This window comes from Bifidobacterium kimbladii, from assembly GCF_032193675.1.
Classification (GTDB): Bacteria; Actinomycetota; Actinomycetes; order Actinomycetales; family Bifidobacteriaceae; genus Bombiscardovia; species Bombiscardovia kimbladii.
In genome coordinates this window covers 582,518-605,303 of sequence record NZ_JASTZZ010000001.1, presented here as the reverse complement: position 1 = coordinate 605,303, position 22,786 = coordinate 582,518, and the positions used below count along the sequence as shown (strand labels likewise).

The 22,786-nt window shown below is 61.4% G+C and carries 18 protein-coding genes and 1 tRNA gene; 18 read left to right on the top strand and 1 reads right to left on the bottom strand.

Annotated elements, in window-relative coordinates; translation table 11 throughout:
- Positions 1-165 precede the first annotated feature (165 nt).
- From ptsP to clpB, 18 genes are all read left to right on the top strand, one after another.
- Positions 166-1,815: a phosphoenolpyruvate--protein phosphotransferase gene (gene ptsP, locus QRX41_RS02565; protein ID WP_313838492.1), complete on the top strand. Its 1,650-nt coding sequence runs from the start codon at positions 166-168 to the stop codon at positions 1,813-1,815.
- 77 nt (positions 1,816-1,892) lie between these two features.
- Entirely contained in the window at positions 1,893-2,339 is a 447-nt protein-coding gene (locus QRX41_RS02560) for a PTS sugar transporter subunit IIA (RefSeq protein WP_313838491.1), read from the top strand.
- 42 nt (positions 2,340-2,381) lie between these two features.
- Positions 2,382-2,654 (top strand): PTS sugar transporter subunit IIB, encoded by a 273-nt coding sequence (locus QRX41_RS02555; RefSeq protein WP_024626949.1) that lies wholly within the window; start codon positions 2,382-2,384, stop codon positions 2,652-2,654.
- Between the two features lie 88 nt (positions 2,655-2,742).
- Positions 2,743-4,290, top strand: a complete 1,548-nt coding sequence (locus tag QRX41_RS02550) for a PTS ascorbate transporter subunit IIC (protein WP_144084940.1) — start codon at positions 2,743-2,745, stop codon at positions 4,288-4,290.
- A gap of 205 nt (positions 4,291-4,495) precedes the next feature.
- Entirely contained in the window at positions 4,496-5,068 is a 573-nt protein-coding gene (locus QRX41_RS02545; RefSeq protein ID WP_313838489.1) for a YbhB/YbcL family Raf kinase inhibitor-like protein, read from the top strand.
- Between the two features lie 180 nt (positions 5,069-5,248).
- Complete coding sequence (locus tag QRX41_RS02540; RefSeq protein ID WP_313838488.1) at positions 5,249-6,775, top strand: C69 family dipeptidase; 1,527 nt, start codon at positions 5,249-5,251, stop codon at positions 6,773-6,775.
- 39 nt (positions 6,776-6,814) lie between these two features.
- Entirely contained in the window at positions 6,815-8,335 is a 1,521-nt protein-coding gene (locus QRX41_RS02535; protein ID WP_313838487.1) for a formate--tetrahydrofolate ligase, read from the top strand.
- A gap of 95 nt (positions 8,336-8,430) precedes the next feature.
- Positions 8,431-8,504: transfer RNA gene (locus tag QRX41_RS02530), tRNA-Lys, on the top strand.
- 565 nt (positions 8,505-9,069) lie between these two features.
- On the top strand, positions 9,070-9,804 hold the full coding sequence (locus QRX41_RS02525; protein ID WP_313838486.1) for an MIP/aquaporin family protein: 735 nt from the start codon (positions 9,070-9,072) through the stop codon (positions 9,802-9,804).
- Positions 9,805-10,002: 198 nt separating this feature from the next.
- Positions 10,003-10,452, top strand: a complete 450-nt coding sequence (locus QRX41_RS02520) for a PTS sugar transporter subunit IIA (protein ID WP_313838484.1) — start codon at positions 10,003-10,005, stop codon at positions 10,450-10,452.
- 5 nt (positions 10,453-10,457) lie between these two features.
- Positions 10,458-10,763 (top strand): PTS sugar transporter subunit IIB, encoded by a 306-nt coding sequence (locus QRX41_RS02515; protein WP_198199565.1) that lies wholly within the window; start codon positions 10,458-10,460, stop codon positions 10,761-10,763.
- Positions 10,760-12,166, top strand: coding sequence for a PTS ascorbate transporter subunit IIC (locus QRX41_RS02510; RefSeq protein ID WP_313838482.1), 1,407 nt, complete (start codon positions 10,760-10,762; stop codon positions 12,164-12,166). Before QRX41_RS02515 ends, QRX41_RS02510 begins: the two co-directional genes overlap by 4 nt.
- Positions 12,167-12,408: 242 nt before the next feature.
- A complete protein-coding gene (locus tag QRX41_RS02505; RefSeq protein ID WP_396176778.1) occupies positions 12,409-13,140 on the top strand; it encodes a GntR family transcriptional regulator in 732 nt (243 codons plus the stop codon).
- A gap of 235 nt (positions 13,141-13,375) precedes the next feature.
- Positions 13,376-14,722 carry a metal-dependent hydrolase family protein gene (locus QRX41_RS02500; protein WP_313838478.1) on the top strand — a complete coding sequence of 449 codons (1,347 nt, stop codon included), beginning with the start codon at positions 13,376-13,378 and terminating at the stop codon, positions 14,720-14,722.
- A 90-nt stretch (positions 14,723-14,812) separates the two neighbouring features.
- The gene (gene gluQRS, locus QRX41_RS02495; protein WP_313838476.1) at positions 14,813-15,856 is read left to right on the top strand and encodes a tRNA glutamyl-Q(34) synthetase GluQRS; all 1,044 of its coding nucleotides are present in this window, start codon (positions 14,813-14,815) and stop codon (positions 15,854-15,856) included.
- A 132-nt stretch (positions 15,857-15,988) separates the two neighbouring features.
- A complete protein-coding gene (locus QRX41_RS02490) occupies positions 15,989-16,807 on the top strand; it encodes a YggS family pyridoxal phosphate-dependent enzyme (protein ID WP_313838474.1) in 819 nt (272 codons plus the stop codon).
- A gap of 66 nt (positions 16,808-16,873) precedes the next feature.
- Positions 16,874-17,689, top strand: coding sequence for a fumarylacetoacetate hydrolase family protein (locus tag QRX41_RS02485; RefSeq protein ID WP_045924918.1), 816 nt, complete (start codon positions 16,874-16,876; stop codon positions 17,687-17,689).
- Between the two features lie 161 nt (positions 17,690-17,850).
- The gene (clpB, locus tag QRX41_RS02480) at positions 17,851-20,634 is read left to right on the top strand and encodes an ATP-dependent chaperone ClpB (protein WP_313838472.1); all 2,784 of its coding nucleotides are present in this window, start codon (positions 17,851-17,853) and stop codon (positions 20,632-20,634) included.
- A gap of 75 nt (positions 20,635-20,709) precedes the next feature.
- On the opposite strand, the gene QRX41_RS02475 is transcribed toward clpB, so the two are convergent.
- Complete coding sequence (locus QRX41_RS02475; RefSeq protein WP_313838470.1) at positions 20,710-22,773, bottom strand: P-type ATPase; 2,064 nt, start codon at positions 22,771-22,773, stop codon at positions 20,710-20,712.
- Between the last annotated feature and the right edge of the window lie 13 nt (positions 22,774-22,786).

The window sequence follows — 22,786 nt, the reverse complement described above, 5'->3', positions numbered from 1 at the left end:
TTATCTTACCACCGTCAACAAGGAATTACAGAAAACGATTACCGTTGAAAAACAAATGGATTTGTGTATACTGAACATCGTTGCTTAAAGAACGTTTCCACCGCCGTTGTGGAGCTTGCCTCAAGGGCGGCCTGCACGCAGTGGCCAGGCACTAAGGAGTGCGACATGGAGATCCAAGGCGTGGGCATTGGCCGCGGCGTTGCCGTTGGCCCGGTTATCCATATGGCGGCCGGACTGGATGTGCCCGGCGATGAGGCGAGGCCTGAGAATCTGACGGCGGATGCTGAATTCAGCAGGGTCGAATCCGCCCTGGCATCGGTCAACAGGGATCTGCTTGCGCGCGCCAAGGCCGCCCAGGATGGGCAGGGGGCCAAGGATGCTGCTCCGATTCTGACCGCCTTGGCCCAGATGGCCCAGGACCCGGCCCTGAAGACTTCGATCCGATCCCTGCTGGATGGTGGCAAGACCGCCGAGCGATCCGTCTATGAGGCTTTTGCCGACTTCGAGGGAAAGCTCCAGGCCATCGGCGGCTACATGGGGGAGCGTGCCAACGATCTGCATGATGTAGGCCAGCGTGTCATCGCCCATCTGCTCGGTGTCCCGGCCCCGGGCGTGCCGGAAAGCGACAAGCCATTCGTCCTGGTCGCCCCTGACCTGTCTCCGGCCGACACCTCCAGCTTGGACATGACCAAGGTGCTGGCCATTGTCACCATTGAGGGCGGTCCGACCAGTCATACCGCCATCCTGGCCCGGTCCAGGGGGATCGTCGCCGTCGTGGGCGCTCAGGACGCAGCCGGGCTGTCCGACGGACAGACGGTCATCGTCGATGCAGCTGCCGGCAAGGTGACTGCCGATCCCAACCAGGAGCAGATCGAGAAGGCTGAGCAGGCCCGACGTGAAGCGGATCAGGCCAAGGCTTTGCGAGGCCGCCCTGGCCTGCTCAAGGACGGAACCAGGATTCCCCTCCTGGCCAATGTCGGCAAGCCCGCGGATGCTGATCCGGCCTTGGAGTATGGCGCCGAAGGGGTTGGACTCTTCCGCTCGGAGTTCCTCTTCCTGGGCAACGAGCAGGCTCCCGGCGTCGAGGAGCAGGCCAAGGCCTACCGTGCTCTTCTTGAACGCTTCCCTGGCCGCAAGGTGGTCATCCGCCTGCTGGATGCCGGCGCCGACAAGCCTCTGCCTTTCCTGACCCAGGCCGACGAGCCCAATCCTGCCCTGGGGCTGCGTGGTCTGCGCACGCTGAAGGTCCACAGCCAGGTCCTGGAGGATCAGCTGGAGGCCTTGGCCCGGGCCGATGCCGAGACCGATGCTGACCTGTGGGTCATGGCGCCCATGGTCGCTGACGAGCACGAGGCTGACTACTTCGTCCGTCTGGGCAAGAGCAAGGGGCTCAAGCGCGTGGGCGTCATGGCCGAAGTTCCTTCGATTGCACTGATGGCCGACAAGGTGGCCAAGGTGGCCGATTTCGTCAGCATCGGCACCAACGACCTGACCCAGTACACGTTGGCCGCCGACCGCACATTGGGCTCGGTCGCCTCCTATCAGACCGCCTGGCATCCTGCCGTCCTCAGGGCCATCAAGCTCATCGCTGATGCCGGTCAGGCCAATAACATGCCTGTCGGAGTCTGCGGCGAGGCTGCTGCCGATCCGGATCTGGCCGTGGTCCTGGCCGGCATCGGTGTGACCAGCCTGTCCATGACGCCGGTCGCTCTGGATGATGTCCGCGCCGAACTGGCAAAGCACACCATGGACGAGGCCAAGGCGCTGGCCGCCAAGGCTCTGGACGGGGAGTTCTATCATCCCCAAGGGTGGTGAGCAGTCGGCCGGATTCACACAAATCCACCGGATCTAGTGCAATCGAGCAAGTCAAACAGCACGAGCAAGGAGCAGACATGACGGATTTCCAAGCCTTCCTTCCCGACACATCCTTCGCCCTGGATGTACCGGCGACTGACTGGCGGGATGCCATCCGCAAGGCGGGCGACAGGCTGGTGGCCTCCAGGTTCACCACCGATGCCTACACGGACCAGATGATCGAGACTGTCGAGAAGATGGGACCCTACATCGTCATCGCCCCCGGTCTGGCTCTGGCCCATTCCCGGCCCAGCGAGGCGGTCCTGGGAACCGGCCTGAGCTGGGTAAGGCTATCCACGCCTGTCGAGTTCGGCAACAAGGCCAACGATCCGGTCTCTTTGGTGATCGGTCTGGCCGGACGGGATGAGCAGGAGCACCTGCAGGTGATGTCCGCCATCGCCGGTGCGCTGACCGACGCGAAGAAGACCGAGCAGCTGGCCAAGGCCGGCACCCCCGGCGAGGTCCGCGCCATTCTCGAATCGTGAACAAGAAGCAGTAAAAGCAAACAAGGAACAAAGGAGCAACTCATGGATATTCTCTGCGTATGCGGCAACGGCATCGGCACCTCGGTCCTGCTCAAGGTCAACGTCGAGCAGGTGGCATCGGAGCTGGGCATGGACGTGACCGTGACCACCTCCGACGCGGGCAGCGCCAAGGGCACGGCCAACATGAACGACCTGGTGCTGACCTCGCCCCAGCTGGCGCCCGAGCTGGAGGGGACCACCACCCCGGTCGAGACCGTCCAGAACTTCATGGACAAGGACGAGATCAAGGGCATCCTGGAGCAGTACGCCGACTGATGCGTCCGGCGGGCATTCGTCATCGCCAGGCCGATGGGACGCCCGCTCTTTCGCAGTAAGAACAAGAGAGAAATAGTAAGGACAAACAATGAATGTCTTCCTTGCGGTGCTGAACTTCATCAGCCAGGAGATTCTGAATGTGCCCGCCTATCTGATTGGCATCGTGGCGGCCATCGGCCTGATCGCCCTGAAACGGAGCGCGGGCCAGGTCATCTCGGGTGCCCTCAAGGCGGCCATGGGCTATCTGATCCTGGGCGCCGGCGCCACCGTGGTGACCAACGCCCTGGATCCCTTCGGCAAGCTGGTCTTCAAGGCCACTGGCGCCCACGGGGTCGTCCCCACCAACGAGGTGATCGTGGCCCAGGCCTCCAGCCAGTTCGGCGCAGCCTCCGCCTACATCATCGTGCTCAGCTTCATCGTCATGATCCTGTTGGCACGGTTCACCCCGCTCAAGTACGTCTTCCTGACCGGCCACCATATGGTCTTCATGTCCACCCTGCTGGCCCTGGTTCTTTCGATCGGGTTCGGCAAGGGCAACAACCTGCTCATCGTGCTGATCGGCTCCCTGCTCATGGGCGTGATCATGGTGGCCATGCCCGCCTTCGCCCAGCCATACATGAACCGGGTGACCGGCAGCGACAAGCTGTCCATCGGCCACTTCAACACCTTGGGCTACGTGGTCTCGGGCGCGGTCGGCAGCGCTGTGGGCAAGAAGTCGCGTTCCACCGAGGACATCGACTTCCCCAAGGGGCTGAGCTTCCTGCGTGACTCCATGGTCTCCACCACCCTGCTCATGGTCGTCCTCTACCTGGTCTTCGCTGTCTGGACCGCCTTTGTGGTGCCGGCCAAGGCCGCTTTCGCCGTCTTCCCATCGCACCCGGCCAACTGGGGAGCCTTCTTCATGGCCGCCTTCGCCCAGGCCTTGCAGTTCGGCATCGGCGTGAGCATCATCCTCTACGGCGTCCGCATCATCCTGGGCGAGCTGGTGCCCGCCTTCCAGGGCATCGCCAACAAGGTGGTCCCCGGCGCCCGTCCTGCACTGGACATCCCCATTGTCTTCCCCTACGGTGCCAACGCATCCCTGATCGGCTTCCTGGCCTCCTTCGCCGGTGGTCTGGTGGCTCTGGTCATCATCGCCGTCTGGCTCGGGCCTGTCTGGGGTCTGGCCCTGATCCTGCCGGGCATGGTGCCCCACTTCTTCGATGGCGGCGGTGCCGGTGTCTTCGGCAATGCGACCGGCGGCCGCATCGGAGCCGTGGTCGGCGGCTTCATCAATGGTCTGCTGATCACCTTCCTGCCGGCCATCCTGATGACGGTTCTGGGCAGCTTCGGCCTGTCCAACGCCACCTTCGGCGATGCCGACTTCGCCTGGTACGGCACCGTGGTCGGCAAGCTGGCCCAGCTGGGTATCCCTGCCGGGGCCGTGGTCCTGGTGGTCCTGGCTGTGGTGATCTTCGCCCTGGCCTGGATCTGGCAGGTCAAGGTGGTCAACACCGGATGGATGCCTGCCGCCAAGCATGCTGAGTTCATCGCTGATGTCGAGGCTAAAGAGAAGGAGGCCAAGGCTCAGGCTCGTGCAGCCGCCAAGGCCGCCCGCGCCGAGGCCAAGGCCGCCAAGGCAGCAAAAGCCGAATAGGCATGTGCAAGCGCGCCCTGTAGGCGCCAGGAGAAAGGTCCTGCTGATTCCTTTCTCCGCCCCAACTCAGAGTCGCCCGTTTCCTTTCTACGTGGAGGGAAACGGGCGACTCTTGCATTTTGACCCAGCGCGATGGGCTTTATTGCTCCAAGCGTCTTTAACGGATGAACTTGACCCCGTCACTGGAGCGGGCGAGAATCGAACCATGAGGATTATCACAGATTTCGGCACCATTCCCGATCGGTACGCCAAGCGTGCCCCGCAGTCCCTTACGCGCAAGGGACGTCCTGTAGTCTCCTTCCCCTTCCGGCTTGAGGATGTACCCCAGGAGGCTCGTTACCTGCATTGGATGCTGGTGGATCCTGATTCCGTGCCGGTCTGCGGCTTCCCATGGATCCACTGGTCCTTGGCCAATCTGCCTGTTGACGCTCTGGCTGCCCTGCAGTCTGATGAGGCTGACAGCTCTGTGCTGGCCATTCCCGAGGACTTCTCCAGAAACCTGCCCAATCTGATTCCCGGCGTGCCTCAGGGCCGGACCTCGGCCGCCTCGCCCTTGGTCATGGAGGAGGAGATCGCCCACGATCCTGCCGTGCTCATGCGCTACAACGGCCCCACCCCACCAGACCAGGTCCATGACTATGTACTCTCGGTCTGGGCCACGCGGGATGCTCTTCCTGGTCTGGAAGAGGGATTCTGGCTGAACGCCCTGGTCCATGCCATTCATTCCGCTCAGCCTGTAGCCGCTGCAGCTCGGGTTTGGCTGCCAGCCGATGCATGAGAATTTGATTGAGCACACATCCTCTGATATTGGGGCGGTCTGGCACTAGAGTGAGGCCATGCCCCAAGTGCGCAGACGGCCGTCATCCCTGCCTGCCCACGCAGTCGGTTGGAACGGCATTCCCCGGCATCCGGACTGGTGATGACAGTTGACCGCAATCAGACAAAGGAAGACGCTTATATGCCCTGCACCACGCTTCTGATAGGCAAGCACGCCAGTTATGATGGATCCACCATCATCGCCCGAAATGAGGATTCAGCCAACGGGGAGTTCCGTCCCAAGCGCTTCGTCCTGGTCGCTCCCGACCAGCAGCCACGGCACTACCGCAGCGTGATCAGCCACTTGGAGATGGATCTGCCCGAGGACCCCATGCGCTACACCTCGGTGCCCAATGCCGTGCTCGATCAAGGGCTATGGGCCGAAGCAGGCGTCAACAGCGCCAACGTGGCCATGTCAGCCACTGAGACCATCACCACCAATGAGCGTGTTCTGGGCGCCGATCCGCTGGTGGAGCTCACCCCCGCCCAGGGCCGTCCGGGGGAGGAGGGCTACCTGGCCGAGGTGCCCGGGGGCATCGGCGAGGAGGACCTGGTCACCATCGTCCTGCCCTATATCCGCTCGGCCCGGGAGGGTGTCCTGCGGCTGGGTTCCCTTCTTGAGCGCTACGGCACCTATGAGATGAATGGCATTGCCTTCAGCGACGTGGACGAGATCTGGTGGATGGAGACCATAGGCGGCCATCACTGGATCGCCAAGCGGGTGCCCGATGACTCTTATGTGACCATGCCCAACCAGCTGGGCATTGACGAGTTCGATATGGACGACGCCTTCGGGGAGAAGACCGATCACCTTTGCTCGGCCGACCTGCGGGAGTTCATCGCCGACAACCATCTGAACCTTGCCGTGGAGTCGGCCTCGCCCTTCAATCCGCGTGATGCCTTCGGATCCCATAGCGATTCGGATCATGTCTACAACACGCCCCGGGCCTGGTATATGCAGCGCTTCCTCAACCCCTATGACGAGATCTGGGACGGACCGGATGCCGATCATGCCCCCACCAGCGACAACATCCCTTGGTGCCGCCAGCCCGAGCGTCTGATTACCGTGGAGGATGTCAAGTATCTGCTCAGTTCCCACTACCAGGGCACGCCCTACGATCCCTATGGGCGGACCGGCGACGAGCACACCAAGGGGCTCTACCGGCCCATCGGCATCAACCGCAACGACCAGCTGGCCCTGATCCAGCTGCGCCCCTACCGGCCTGAATCCTGCCGGGCCATCCAGTGGATGTCCTATGGGTCCAACGCCTTCAATGCCCTGGTTCCCTTCTACGCCAATGTGGATCGGACGCCCGACTATCTGGCCAACGCCACTGACCGGGTCTCCACTGACAGCCTCTACTGGTCCGACCGGCTGATCGCCGCCCTGTGCGATTCCGAATTCGCCGGCACCTCGGCGGCTGTCGAGCGTTACCAGCAGAGCATGGGAGGCGAGGGCCACCGGCTGATCGCCGCCGCTGACGAGCAGGTGGCACGGCTGGAAGGCGCCGACCAGGGCACCGACAACGCCGAGGTGCGCCAGGTGTTGGAGGCCGCCAACCAGGACATGGCTGACCGTCTGCGCAAACAGACCGATGACCTGCTTGGCCAGGTGCTCTACACGGTCAGCATGGGCATGCGCAACGGCTACCACCTGTCCGACAACTGAGCCATCCGATTTGCAAAAACCATTAAGGAGGAGAGCCTCATGAGGGGTTTCGACGATTATGTCAGGCCATACGGCTTGTTTGACAAGATCGATGCCTTCGGCTACTTGAAGGATTTGCGGGAGCATCCGGATATGCCGCGCAAGCAGGGCCGGGTGCTGTTGGTGACCGCCGACACCCCGCTCAAGGCCTCGCGAGGAGAGGGCAAGACCACAACCACCATCGCCCTGATCGACGCTCTGCGCGCCCGAGGGGTGGATGCTGCGGCCGTCCTGCGTCAGCCCAGCATGGGCATCACCGCAGCCGGGTCCAAGGGTGGCGCCTCCGGTGGCGGCAAGTCCTCCCTGACGCATCCTGAGCTGGTGGACTGGGGTCTGTGCGGGGAGATGGCGGCTATCGAATCCGCACAGAACCTCTTGGTCTCCTTCGCGGAGAAGGCTGTGGACGAGGGCCGGCTGGACACCATCCTGGTGCCCCGTGTCAGCGAGGTGCCTTCGCGGTCCTTGCGGCAGATCACCGTGGACCGAGGCAAGGGCGATCTGCCCGAGCGGACCGTGCTGACGCCAACCTGCGAGCTCATGCAGATCGTCGTGCTTTCCCGGAGCATGGAGGAGATCGAGCGGCGTGTGGCAGCCATGGTCGCGGGGACCCTGGACGGTCGCCCGGTCACCTTTGGTGAGTTTGTGGACCTGTGGCGGATCACCGGCATTCTGACCGATGCGGTCAAGCCTGCCTTCACTCAGACCCTGGAGGGTTCACCGGTCTATGTGCATGGCGGGCCTTTCGCCAACGTCTCCATCGGCATCCCCAGCCTGGTGTCCGTGGAGATGGCCTGCGCCAGACATGATCTGGTCGTCGTCGAGGCCGGCTATGGAGCCGATGCCGGCGCCCAGAAGTGGCTGGACATCGCCGCCCGCGAATGTGGGGCCCAGTGGCCTGCCGCCGCAGTGGTCGTCACCCGTGCCACCACCTGGCGGGACGATCCCAAGCTGCGCTGGCGCTACCCCTTCCATGTGCATCGTCTGGAGGGATTGGGCATCCCCACCTTCCCGCTGATCAACCTCTGGGAGGGCGAGGACGATCAGGTGGATTCCTTGCGGGAGACGGCCGACGGTCTGGGCTTCCGCAGGCCCATCGCGGGCAACCTCTTCCGTGACGGGGGCAAGGCCCTTGAGCCTCAGCTGGATGATCTGGTCAAGGCCCTGCGGGAGCCTGCGAAGGCCCAGGCGGATACAGCCAGCCTGCATGATATGTCCGTGCCGGATCGGATTCGCTGGATCGCCCAGAGCGCCTACGGCGTGCCGGCTGATCGGGTCATTGAGCGTGAGGGCTTCCAGGACAGCCTTCAGGCGGCCTCCGACCTTTGCAACAAGGCAGGCATCTCCCTCGAGGATCTGGTGGTGGTGGCGGTTAAATCGCCGGCTACCATGACCGACGACGACCGGGCCGACCAGGACAAGCGCACAGTCACCCTGAAGAAGGTCGAGGCCCATACAGGGGCCGGTCTCCTGCAGGTGAACCTGACCACTTCCTTGACCACGCCCATGCCCAAGATCGTCTAAGCAGGCCATGCATGGATTCGGCAGACCCGTGACGCGCCGTGTTGCGGGTCTGCCGAAACCGTGTATAGTATCTACTTGGCTCTTGAAAGTGCCCTGCCCCTATAGCTCAGTTGGCTAGAGCAGCTGACTCTTAATCAGCGTGTCCGGGGTTCGAGCCCCCGTGGGGGCACAGAGTCAAAGCCCTACAGCCGCAAAGGCTGCGGGGCTTTTTAATGTTCGATGGATCCGTGCGAGAGTCGAATTGGTGGATATTTGTGTGACAAAAGTCCTCGTCAAAGAAAGCTCTGGCGCAACATTCCGTGCCTGCTTGGCATGGAAGCCTGCAAGAACAGCGTTTGTGCATTCCTGACCGGCAGAAAAGCATGTGAATCTTGTGCTTACGAATCAAGCGGACAGATGTATGAGCGGGCGGGAGCTGCTTCAAAAACTGCCGAGAGTGCGAAATCCGTCTGGGACATGGATAACCGTGTGTGGTTCTCAATGCGCCATGATCAGCACTGGCTGGAATAGAATATGCATGCCGGTTTAAGTGCAGTCGTGTTGATGGTGACACGCGGTTGGGGCTGGCGCTCTATCGGATTTCAATGAATCACTTGAATCAACGGAGATCATAAGCGCTTCTCGGCCTAGTGCCATCACCTGTTTTTATTGAATGATGCTCATGCCTTGGCCCTTATATGACCGGTTGGGGAAAGTGGCGCCACGGCGGCATCGAGAGAGGGGTGAAGGATTGAATGGAATATTCGCTCATGACCAAGTTGGCCGCTGAATGTGTCGGTACCGCCATATTGATGATCTTCGGGAACGGCGCGGTCGCCGACGTGGATCTGGAGGGCACCAAGGGCCGCCATTCCGGCTGGCTCACTATTGCCATGGGGTATGGCTTCGGAGTCATGTTTCCCGTGCTCATGTTTGGCGGGGTATCCGGAGCCCACATCAACCCGGCCATGACTCTGGGACAAGCCGTCATCGGCATCTTTCCCTGGAGCCAGGTTCTGCCATATATTCTGGCGCAGCTGGTCGGGGCGGCCTTGGGTCAGCTGGTGGTCTATGCCTGCTACTTCCCGCACTACCGCATGACCAAAGACCCTTCGCCGATCTTGGGCACCTTCTGCACCACTGACGCCTCGGGCTCGTTGGTCAACTACTTCATCAATGAGTTTTTTGGCACGCTGGTGTTGGTTCTGGGAGCCCTCTGCTGTCTGCAAGGCCCATGGGGGTCTAGGGGGTTGGCTGCCGCCTCCATCGTTGTCGGCTTGATCGTCTTGGGGCTGGTCACCTCTCTGGGCGGTCCAACCGGCCCCGGTTTGAACCCCGCACGTGATCTGGTGCCGCGCTTCCTTCATTGGATTCTGCCCGTGCCCAACAAGGGAGATTCGCGCTGGAGGGAGGCTTGGATCCCAGTGGTGGCGCCCATCATCGGTGCCATCGTCGGAGCCGTGATTTTCAAGGTCCTCTTCGCCGCCTGATCAACAGGAAGCCAAGGTCCCGGGCTCCTTCTCGGAGGCCCGGGAACCGGCGTCTGAACACGCAAGCATATACATCATATTGTCATGTTGTTATAATGTTTGCGGAATTCGAGGTTGAAGATTCCGTGGGGAGGCATCCACCCTCCCGCGAACGTTCGCTACGAAGCGGATGGACTTCATTGTATGCGAGGAGGCAAATTGCTGGACGAGTATTTCCCGGAAGGCACCGTCATGTACAGGGACGGCGTGGCCGGTTGGGAGGAAGCAGTGGATGCGGTCACCGCTCCGCTGGTTGACTTGGGAAGGATCAAGCCTTCTTATGTCGAGGCCATCAAGGCTTCCATACGCAAACCAGGCGGCACCTACATTGATCTGGGTCAAGGCATCGCCATGGCCCACGCCAGGCCGGAGGCAGGCGTTGTGACCACTTCCCTGTCGGTGCTGAAGGTCGGCAGGCCCTTTTTGCTGGCCAATTCACAGGATCACCCGATCAGCACGTTCTTCTGCCTGGCCGCGCAGGACTCGAACAGCCATTTGAGCCTGATGCAATCGTTGGCGACCTTCCTGAGTGACGGCACCAATCAGGAACGGCTGGGCAAGGCCGCGAACGTTGAGGAATTGAGGACGATCCTCAAGGAAGAAAGGTAATCAATATGAAGATTCTGACGGTTTGCAGCACTGGACTGGGGTCGAGCTTCATCACCCAGCTCAACATTGACAAGGCCTTGAAAGAGCTTGGTGTGACCGGTGTCGAGACCGACCATAGCGATTTGGGCTCGGTCAACAAGGGCGATGCCGATCTTATTTTTGTCGGGCGTGATATCGCTGATGCTGCCAAGGATCTGGGAGACGTGGTTGTCCTGAACAGCCTGATCGATATGAATGAGATCAAAGAAAAGCTGGCCGAGGCCCTGAAGCGCCATGGCATGGATGTTCCTCAAGGAGGGCAGACGGCATGAACGGTGCATTAAAGGTCCTTTTGGACATTTTCCGACAGCCTGCCGTTATTGTCGCGCTGATCTCCCTGATCGGTCTGGCTTTGCAGCGCAAGTCTGCCACGGACGTCATGAAGGGGACTGTCAGGACATTCGTAGGCTTTCTGGTTCTGACCGCAGGCGCAGGCGTGGTAACCAACGCACTGACCCCCTTTGGGGATATGTTCCAGCATGCCTTCCATGTTCAGGGCGTCGTCCCTAACAACGAGGCCATCGTCGGCACGGTCCTGGTCAAATACGGCTCTATCGCTGCTCTGATCTTCTTCTTCGGGATGATTGTCAACATCCTTCTTTCAGCTACTTCATATTTCAAATATGTGTATTTGTCGGGCCACGTAGCCTTCTATATGGCCACGATGATAACCGTCATTTTCGTCACAGCTGGATTCCCCACCTGGCAGACCCTGCTTTGGGGATCCATCGCCCAAGGGCTGGTCGTGACTCTTTCCCCTGCAATTGTGCAGCCCTTCATGAAAAAAGTCACTGGCACCGATGATGTGGCCCTGGGACACACCGGCGGCTCGGGCATCGCTCTGGGCGGTCTGGTGGCCACGCTCACCCGCAGCAAGAAGCATCCCTCCAAATCGACTGAGGAGATCAATTTCCCCAAGAATCTGGGCTTCCTGCGCGATACCACGGTCATCGTAGCCCTGTCTATGGCCGTGATCTATGTTGTTGTGGCGCTCTTCGCAGGTTCTGCTTATATTGAGAGCAAGCTCAGCGGCGGACAGAACTTCATCGTCTATGTGATCATTCAGGCAGCCACTTTCTCAGCCGGCGTCTATATCATCCTGGCGGGTGTTCGTGTGGTCTTGGGTGAGATCGTTCCTGCCTTCAAGGGCATCAGCGAGCACCTGGTCAAGAACGCCAAGCCTGCCCTGGACGTTCCCGTCACCTTCACCTTTGCTCCCAACGCCGTTCTGATTGGGTTCCTGTCCAGCTTCGTCGGCGGCATCGTAGGCATGGCCATCTTGGCTTTGGCCGGTACGACCGTCATCATCCCCGGCGTCGTGTCCCACTTCATGACCGGCGGCGCCACAGGCGTGATCGGTAACGGCGCGGGCGGGCGACGTGGAGCCGTTCTCGGTTCCTTCGTCAACGGACTGGCCATCACCTTCTTGCCCTACCTGCTCTTGCCGGTGCTGGGCTCCTTGGGCAAGGGAGCCGCCACGTATTCCGGTCCTGATTTCGGCGTTGCCGGTCTTTTCCTGGGGTATCTCGATAAGGCAGGCGGGCAGATTGCCATGATTGTGGGAATCATTGTCGTGCTGGTCCTGGTCTATGTGGTTTCCTACTTCATGAACAAGCGCAAGAAGGCCATTGCGGCCGCGGCTGATGTGGCTGACAAGGCCAAGGCCACTGCCTGAGTCTGAAACCTGATCCTGCCTGAAGTCGGCAGCGAGGGCGATGAAGGGCCATGGTATTCGACGAGCTTTACGGAATCGATACCATGGCCCCTCCGCAGTAGCTGGATGTTCTATTGCAGTTTGCTGTAGCGCGAAAACACGGAGCTTGTACGATATTGTTGAGGATGACAATCCCCGGTTGGCACGGTGGCAGGATTGCAATTCATGAATGCGATGAAGTCGGGTGGGGGGTCGGTTCTGCAATGGTAGATGGAATTCCCAAGTATGTATCCGTACGGAATCATTTGCGCGGAAGCATCAAACGTATGAAGGATGGGGCGCAGCTGCCTACTGAGTCCGAACTCTGCGTACGGTACAAGGTCAGTCGGATCACGGTTCGCCATGCCATAGAAGATCTGATCCGTGAGGGGCTGATCGTTCGTAGCCAGGGCAAGGGGACCTTCAAGCTGAAGTCGCCCGCTTCCTCACGCGAGGTGATCAACGGCCGCATCAGAGGCTTCTGGCGTCAGCAGCATGACCTGGGCAGAACGGTCAAGACCCGAGTGCTGGGCAACAGGATTGTCAAGAAAGCCGATATTGCATCAAAGCTGGGTCTGGAGGCTGAAGCGGACCTGATCGAGCTGGAGCGGCTGCGCTATGTCAATGGCAACCTACAGCAATATGTCTGCACCTACCTGCCGGATGCACAGTTTCCGGAGATACTCGAGCATGATTTCTCCGACGGATCCCTCTATGATTTCATCGAAGGACGATACGACGTCAGGCTCGCCAGGAATGAGGTCGTGGTCCGCATCGAGAATGTCGATTCGCGGATTGCCGGGTACTTTCATGTGGACAAGGGTCGGCCCGTGCTGGCTATGGACTCCACCGTCTTCGACGGATTCGGCTCGGTGGTGGCATTCGGCGTGGCTCTCCAACCGCCTGCATATTCCGAAATAGAGTTCGTCATCAACAGCGTGCCGGACTCCAGGTAATCTCCAGGTGATGTTGTCTGTTCCGGGAGGCCGGCAACGGCATCCGGCAATGACCATGCATGTTTGTCCGCCCTTGGATGGCCTTTCATGTCGGTGCACGAAAATTTCGGTCCGGTTCCTGTCTGTGTGTCGTGTTTGTCGTGCTTGAATGGTTCGTCCTGCCATGGATATGATTGATCATATATGCCCGATTCCTCGCAATGAGTGTATCGGAGATGGGAAGGCAGGTGCGACCATGGGGCGTCTTCAAGGCAGGAAAGAGCGCGAGCCGTTTGTGCTCGAGCATGCCAGTATCGCGACCGGAGATGAGCAAGGCACGGTCCAGAAGGATATGTCTGTTCTGGTGTCCGCGGACGGCCGGATAGAGCAGGTCTGCCCGACCCCGCTGGCCTACGTGCCTTCCGGATATCACCGGATCAACGCCACGGGCAAGTTTGTGGCGCCTGGACTCATCAATGCCCATACCCATCTTTTTGCCGACGGCAAGCCCCTGTCTGGCGGTACGGACCTGTCGCCGCGCGTGGTCGACGCTGCTTTGAAAGTGGTGCACAGCCCTGCCGGCAAAGTCCTTATGGATGCCAGGATCAAAGGCAACGTTTCCACTCTGCTGAATTCTGGAGTGACGACCATCCGTACCCTGGGTGATGTGGGCTATGAGGCGGTTCGTCTGCGTGACAAGATTGATGCCGACGAGCTGACTGGCCCGCGCATGTTGGCTGCCGGTCCGCTCCTGGCGATTCCAGGAGGGCACGGTGATCCCTTTATCGCCCTGTCCTGCTCCTCTCCCGAAGAAGCCAGGCGTCGGACCCGGGAGAACCTGGATCATGGCGTCAATGCCATCAAGGTGGCTGCGACCGGTGGCGTCACCGATGCCACCAAGCTTGGCGAGGCCGGCAGCCCGCAGATGACCGAGGAGGAAATGGCCGCCGTCTGCGATGAAGCCCATGAGTTTGGCGTGCTCGTCGCAGCACACGCTCAAAGCCCCGAGGGGGTCAAGGCCGCTCTCAAGGCAGGCGTGGATACCATAGAACACGGCAGTGCTCTGGATGACGAGATGATTGGGCTCTTCCTTGACAATCCGCGCTCGCTTCGTGGTTTCTCGGCCCTGGACCCCACACTGTCCGCCGGACTGCCGCTGGTCAAGATCAGCCAGCAGGAGCTGGGAATCAGCGACATAGTACGCGGCAACTCCGAGCTGGTCGTCGACGGCATGGTCAAGAGCGCCAAGCAGGCTCATGAGAACGGCATTGCCGTCGGCGTTGGCACCGACACCGGCATGACCTTCGTGCCCCAGTACGGCACTTGGCGGGAACTCGACTATCTTGTGCGGTACGCTGACTTCACTCCGGCGCAGGCCTTCCACGTCGCCACCCAGGTCAATGCCCGAAACCTGGGCTTCGACAATGTCACTGGCTCGGTCGATACGGGCAAGGATGCGGATCTGATCGTCCTTGACGAGGACCCTGCCAAGAATGTGCGGACACTGGCTGACCCCAAGCTGGTCATCGTTCGTGGCAAGCCGGTCTGGCGTCCTAAGGTCAAGCACTTCGAGGAAATCGATCGCCTGCTCGACAGCTTCTGAGCATTTGCCTTGTGCGACCATTCAGGAGCAAGTAGTAGTTTGGTTGCCTGATGGTTTCCCGATGACCGGATGGTATGCAAGCATGTCGGTATGCACAAGGGAGAACCGAGAGTGGATCAGGGCGACCAAGCCAAGGTCGTAGGAAGGTTGGCACCTTCGCCGACTGGGCGAATGCACCTTGGCAATATCTATGCATGTCTGGCGGCCTGGCTGGGTGTCAGGTCGCAAGGATCTGGCGGGGTTCTGCGGCTTCGCATCGAAGACATAGATGCGCCGCGGGTGGTCAAGGACGCTGATCGTTGGATCATGGATGACCTGGCCTGGCTGGGATTGGACTGGGACGGCGAGGTGGTCTACCAGTCCCAGCGCGCCGATGCCTACAGCCAGGCACTTCAGCAGCTGGAATCGCAGCGACTAATTGGCGGACAACCTCTGATTTATCCCTGTTTTTGCTCCCGTGTCGACATCCGCGCAGCATCGGCGCCGAATGAAGGCGACGGGTTCATTGTCTATCCGGGTACCTGCCGAGGACTTTCCCCCCAGGTGGTCAGTGAAAGGCTGGCTCAAGGGCAGCGGCACAGCCTCCGAATCGCAGTCCCTGATCAGCCCGACGAGTCGGATGCCATCTGTTGCTTCGACGATCTGATCTTTGGCCCGCAGTCCTTCAACTTGCCCAGGCAGGTCGGCGATGTGGTCGTCAGACGTTCGGACGGCTTGGTTTCCTATCAGTTGGCGGTGACGGTGGATGACCTGGCCATGGGCGTCAATCAGATCGTTCGAGGACGGGACCTCCTAAGGTCCACGGCCATTCAGATGTGGATCCGGAATCACCTTCAGCCGCAGGCACCTCGTGTTCAGTATGCGCATCTGCCGCTGATCGATGGCGTGGACGGCAGGAGAATGTCCAAACGCTTCGGATCGCCGGACCTGGGGTTGCTTAGGAGAGACGGATGGACGGCCAAGCAGGTGCTGGGGATCTGCGGCTGGCTCCTGGGAATCTTGGACTGTCCCAGACCTGCAAGTGCGCGGGAACTGCTGGATGGTTTCACGTGGAACACGCTGGCCGCTGACCGCAAGGACCGGCATCTTGACCTGAGCAAACTGAACGTTTCTGACGTAAGGCCGGATCTGTGAGCTCTTCGATTTTGAATTTCCTTGCTCGTTTCTGGCATCAGCTTTCTCCCGGGCTTGTGAGCTTGCCGGTATGAGCCACTGGCTACCATGGCCTCAGTCAAGGCTTCCGGATTTTTAAGGAGGTAGCGGGTCATGGTCGCCTATATGGACCACAAGGATCTGGGCAATCGGCAGATCAGCCGGGAACGAGCGGGTCAGATCACGGATGGGGTCAAGCGTGTGGCTGACAGGATCGCCAAAGCGGAGGACTCCGCCGGCCGAAAAGAAGGCTCGGTGACTCTGCTGGCGGCCACCAAGACCCGCGATGTGGGCGAGATCATGGCAGCCATTGATGCCGGGGTGCGTCGGATCGGCGAGAACCGTCCTCAGGAGGTCACCGCCAAGGCCCGGGGTTTGCTGGAGCTCTGTCGGGACAGGGGACTGGTCCTTGGCACCGACGCTGCAGACAGGGATTCATCAAGCGCCAGCGTGGGTTTCCGCCTCATTGGGCAGCTCCAATCCAACAAGATCAATAAGATCCTGCCATATGTCGACACGGTCGAGTCGGTCGACGGGCCCTCGCTGGCTCGAAAGCTGGCCACGCGGGCACTGGCGGCGGGCAGAACTGTGGGCATCCTCCTGGAGGTCAACGAGTCCGGCGAGCAAGCCAAGTCGGGCTGCGCTCCCGACCAGGCCCTGGATCTGGCCTATGAGCTGGCCAGTATGGAGGGGATTAGGCTCAAGGGTCTGATGACCGTCGGCGCCCATGTGGATGATGAGGCCGTCATCAGGAGCGGATTCGCCCATCTCCGCGGCCTGCGAGACCGCATCAGGGATTCGGGGGAGCCGGGCACGGACACCTGCACCATGCTGTCCATGGGCATGACCGGAGACATGGAGTATGCGGTGGCCGAGGGGTCGACCGAGGTCCGTGTAGGCACAGCCATCTTCGGCCCTCGGGCTTTTATCTGACCGGCAGCTCTCTGTTCCAGGACCCGAACCTGTCAAGAGGCCCGGCCTGGGGCTAGACTGTGCCCTATGAGAATCGCGCGTTTTTCTTACAAGGACACCCCACGATACGCCTTCGTCCAAACTGACAAGCAGGACGGCAAGGACTACCTGGTCGAGCTGAGCGGCTACCCCCTGACCGGCCAGCAGGTCGAACCCACCGGCCAGCGTTACCCATTGGACGACGAGGATGTGCGGCTGCTGGCTCCGGTCATCCCCTCCAAGATTTACGGGGCAGCCAAGAACTACCGCGCCCACGCCGCCTACATGGCCGAGCATGGCCAGTCCTCGAACCCGGAACCACCGGAGAAGCTCATGCTCTTCATGAAGCCCTCCACCTCGGTCATTGGCCCTGACGACCCCATCGTCAAGCCCTCCTACAGCAAGGACATGAATTACGAGCCCGAGGTGGCCGTCGTCATGGGCAGGATGGCACGGAAGGTGAGCGTCAATGAGGCCATGGACTATGTGCTGGGCTACACATGCGTTAACGATGTGACCCTGCGCGACCTGCAGAAGAATGATCCTATGTGGACCCGCTGCAAGGGCTTTGACACCGCCTGCCCCCTTGGGCCTTGGATCGAGACCGACCTGGACTATCAGGATGCGAAGATCTCCTTCAAGCTCAACGGGGAAGAGGTGCCCGAGGCCAGCGGCACCACCGCAAACCTGATCCACTCCATTCCTGAGCAGATCGCCTTCATCTCCAGCTTCGCCACCCTGCTGCCCGGCGATGTCATCATGACCGGTACCCCTAACGCCACAGGTTCGTTGAAAAACCGGGACGAGGCCACGGTCCAGGTGGAAGGGATCGGTTACCTGCGCAATGTGGTCATCGACGAGTAGCGAATAAGGGGAGCAACAAGCAAGGTAAAAACTTGAGTCGAATGGGCTCAAGTTTGGGAATAGGTGTCCTCCTTCTGCTGTTGTAGAAGACAGATGAACCCGTGACGGGGTCTGGTCGAGTGATTCGGCTGGCCCCGCCGAAGAATGTTGGAGGATGCTCTATGAACGAAAACTTCACCACCATGGCTCAGCAGGCCATCGGCGATGCTATCCAGTCGGCTTCGGCGGCCGGCAACCCCCAGGTGGATGTGCTCCATCTGTTGGATTCGCTGCTGCGTCAGCAGTCCGGGGTGGTGCCTGGACTGATCCAGGCGGCCGGTGGCGACAGCCAACGAGTCGGAGCCGAGGTCCGTCAGGCCCTGGTGGCTCTGCCGTCGGCCAGCGGATCCACGGCCTCCCAGCCCGATGCCAGCCGTCAGCTCAGCATGGCCCTGGCCCAGGCCGAGAAGGAAATGCAGGCCATGGGGGACGAGTATGTCTCTACCGAGCATCTGCTCATTGCCATCGCTCAGGGTCCCTCGCAGGCCGCCGATATTCTGAACCGGAATGGTCTGCAGGCCGATACCCTGCGCAAGGCCGTGCCCCAGGTGCGCGGCGGCGCCAAGGTGACCAGCCCGGATGCCGAGGGCACCTACAAGGCCCTGGAGAAGTACTCCACCGATCTGACTGCCCAGGCCAAGGAGGGCAAGCTGGACCCGGTCATCGGCAGGGACCAGGAGATTCGTCGTGTCATGCAGATCCTGTCCCGGCGGACCAAGAACAACCCGGTCCTCATCGGCGAGCCCGGTGTGGGCAAGACCGCTGTGGTCGAGGGGCTGGCCGAACGTATCGTGGCCGGCGACGTACCCACCACCCTGCAGGGCAAGAGGCTGATCTCCCTGGATCTGAGCTCCATGGTGGCTGGCAGCAAGTACCGCGGCGAATTTGAGGAGCGCCTCAAGGCCGTCCTCAATGAGATCAAGAGCGCCAACGGTCAGGTCATCACCTTCATCGACGAGATCCACACCATCGTCGGAGCTGGTGCGGCCGAAGGATCCATGGACGCAGGCAACATGCTCAAGCCCATGCTGGCCAGGGGTGAACTGCGCCTGATCGGCGCCACCACCCTGGACGAGTACCGTGAGAACATCGAGAAGGACCCGGCTCTGGAGCGCCGCTTCCAGCAGGTCTTCGTGGGCGAGCCCTCCGTGGAGGACACCGTGGCCATCCTGCGTGGCCTCAAGCAGCGTTACGAGGCCCACCACAAGGTGACCATCGGGGATGATGCCCTGGTCGCGGCAGCTACGCTGTCCAACCGGTACATCTCTGGTCGTCAGCTGCCCGATAAGGCCATCGATCTGGTTGACGAGGCCGCTGCCCACCTGAGGATGGAGCTGGACTCCCAGCCTGAGGAGATTGACGAGCTTCAACGCCGCGTCACCCGTCTGGAGATGGAGGAGATGCAGCTGAAGAAGGCCGATGACCCTGCCTCCAAGGACCGCCTGAGCAAGCTGCAGGCCGAGCTGGCGGACTCCCGTGAGAAGCTGGGGGGTCTCAAGGCCCGTTGGGAGAATGAGAAGGCTGGCCATAACAAGGTCGGCGACCTGCGCGCCCAGCTGGATGCCAAGAGGGTCGAAGCTGACAAGGCCACCCGTGAGGGCGACCTGGAGAAGGCTTCCCGCATCCTCTACGGAGAGATCCCCGGCATTCGCAAGCAGCTGGCCCAGGCGGAGAACGCGGCCGAGCAGGCCAAGAACGCCGCCAATGATGCTGGTCCCGACGGAGCTGACATCGCCGGGGGCCCAGCCCAGGAGCCCATGGTTCCCGACCATGTTGATGCGGATTCCGTGGCTGAGATCGTCTCTGACTGGACTGGGATTCCCGTAGGACGGCTCATGGAGGGCGAGAACGAGAAACTCCTGCATATGGAGGACTACCTGGGCAAGCGGGTGGTCGGCCAGCAGGAGGCCATCCATGCGGTATCCGACGCGGTCCGGCGCTCGCGTGCCGGCATCGCCGACCCTGACAGGCCCACCGGATCCTTCATGTTCCTAGGCCCCACCGGCGTGGGCAAGACGGAGCTGGCCAAGGCTCTGGCCGACTTCCTCTTCGACGACGAGAAGGCCATGGTCCGCATCGACATGTCAGAGTACATGGAGAAGGCCTCGGTCTCTCGTCTGATCGGTGCTGCTCCCGGCTACGTAGGCTACGAGGAGGGTGGTCAGCTGACCGAGGCCGTGCGCAGGCGTCCCTACTCGGTGGTCCTCTTCGACGAGGTGGAGAAGGCCAACCCCGAGGTCTTCGACCTGCTCCTGCAGGTTCTGGACGACGGCAGGCTGACCGATGGCCAAGGCAGGACGGTGGACTTCAAGAACACCATCCTGATCATGACCTCAAACCTGGGCTCGCAGTTCCTGGTCCGGGACGACCTGGACGAGGAGGGCAAGCGCGAGGCCGTCATGGATGCCGTACACGCCAACTTCAAGCCCGAGTTCATCAACCGGCTGGACGACCTGGTCATCTTCCACCCGCTGACCCGCGACGAGCTGGGTTCCATCGTGGACATTCAGGTCAAGCAGGTGGCCCAGCGGCTGACTGATCGGCGCATCACCCTGGATGTCACCGACTCCGCCCGGGAGTGGCTGGCCAACATGGGCTATGACCCGGCCTTCGGCGCTCGTCCCCTGCGTCGGCTGGTGCAAACCGAGGTTGGCGATCAGCTGGCCAGGATGCTGCTGGCCGGCAAGGTCCACGACGGCGACACGGTTCTGGTGGACCAGACCGGTGGCGACCACTTGGAGCTGACTGCCTGGCCCACCGAGAATCTGGTCGATGACTCGGTCACGGTCGACGATGTGACAGCTGATGGCGATGCCGATGCTGATGCCGGCGATGGCGGACGTGATGGTGGCCGTGGCCGTCATGCCGCTCGTGGCGACGATCAGGATCAGGCCCAGTCTCACTGAGACCAATGAGGGTCGGCACACGGGGATACTTCCGGGTGCCGACCCTCTCTGTATTACAGACTGTGCCCTATGGATTCAGTGCAGAGCGGCCGCCGGATCCTTGCCCTCTTGCATGGACTCCCACTGGCTGTCGACGATGACCTGGGGGCGTCGTGCCGCGACTGTCGGAAGTAGGTCCGTGTCGATCAGGGCGAGGTGTAGCCAGCGACGGCGCAGGTGCCGCAGCCGGTGTAGACGACGAATGTTGAGCATGGCCAGAATGGTGGACAGGGCCCCTGCTGCTGCCGCGATCATGGGGTTGAGCATCCAGCCAAGGAAAGGCTGGCAAATTCCGGTGGCAACGACCAGGGCGATGATGTTGTAGACAGTGGACCAGATCAGGTTCTGCCTGATGACCTGGGTCGTGGCCCGGCTCAGTTCTATGGCCCTGCCGGTTCCGTCCAGGTCGTCCTGGTGCAGGATGAGATCCGGTTGCATCGGGTCTGTACCCTCCGCATCTGCTTGAAGTTGGGGACCCAGAGCGATGCTTACTCGGGCCTTGTCTGTCAGCTCATGATCAGCGGTTGTAGCAGCTGCCAAAGCCACTAGGCTTGTTCGGCCCCGTTCCCGGGTGGAGGTGGCGTTTTGACCAGTCCGATCCGCCGGAACCCCCCTGCTGGTCCGGGTCAGGTCGTGGTTGAGCCTATCCATGCACTCGCGTTTGCGCTCGGGGGTCAACTGGGTGATCAACATATCCACGCCCGCCTGACGGGCTGCACGCTCGATCCTGTCGTCCGGCTGGCGGCTCCCGTCCAGGATCAGGCTGCTTACCCGCAGGGCGCGTAGGTGGGTGGCGGTTCGGGTCAGGGATTCCGTATGCACTCCTTGGCCCTCCGAGTCATCGGGATCCAGCAGAGAGGAGTCGTCCAGGATCAGGGTCCGCACCCGGCCCAGACGGTTCATGGCTCGTGGCGAGGTGAAGAGCAGTCCGTGGGCCAGGCCCGTCTCCAGGCTGGTTCGGAAGGCCATGGGGATGGTCATGGCTGCGACGGCAGGGCAGGCGATGGTCAGTACGCAGACGGCATTGCCTACAGCGTGGGCCAGGTGGGGCTGCGGACCCAGCATGAGCCAGAGCATGAAGGCCCAGACAGCCAGGATCATGATCATGGCGATGGCTGTGTGGACGATCCGATCCATCCTGCGCATGTCGGGGGATCGCTCGACCAGGGCCTGGGGAATGATCTTTGCGAGCCTGGCTGCGTAGGTGTTGTCGCCGACGGCATCAACGCGGATGGACAGTCGGCCCTCTAGAATCTTGCTGGAAGCCAGGATCCGGTCGCCGGGTCCGCATGGCCGGGGTCTGTCGCCGCCTGTCAGCTCGCTGTCGTCCACCAGGGCCGACCCTGATTCCACAACTCCGTCAGCAGCTGGCCGCTCACCTGTGCGTACCAGGAGCAGATCGCCTGGGCGGATCCGGTCGCGTGCAAGGATCTGGGCGGGGACTGTCTGCGGATGCTCGGGATCGGCCACCAGGCCTGAGGCTGGCCGGATCTCCGTCAGGTGGTTCAAGGAGGCCACCAGGGAGGCTTCCATTCTGGTGCCGATGACCCGAGCCAGCAAGAGGAGGGTGATGACCACGCCGATCAGATCGAAGTAGGGGGATCGGGAGCCTTCCGGCAGCTGGGATCCGGCCAGGCAGGTGACCAGGCTGTACAGGTAGGCCAGGCTTGTGGCCAGCATGGCCAGGAGGTCGGGGCTGCAGCGGTGCTCGGTCATGGCCTTCCACCCGTCCATGAGTATTCCACGGCCGCAGTAGAAGATGACTGGGGTTATCAGAATAGCCTGCACCCAGGGGCTGGTCAGCCAAGAGGGCACCAAATCGGGGCCGAAACGATCGAACAGATCCAGAACCAGGACGGGCGCGGTCAGCAGGGCGCTGACGATGGTCGGTCTGAGCAAACGGTGGCTGCGCGAGTCCAGATCGGCCCCCCACCTGCCCCAATCCTCGGGATCGCGCCAGGGAGGGTTGGCCGGGGAGCCCGCGCCCGCATCCTGGTCACTGGCATGGGCTGACGGCATAAGGAAGTACCAGATGATCAGCCAGGTGACCGCACAGGCCACGACCAGATCGGCTATCGCCAGGAAGATATCGATACCCACGGATCTCCTTCGG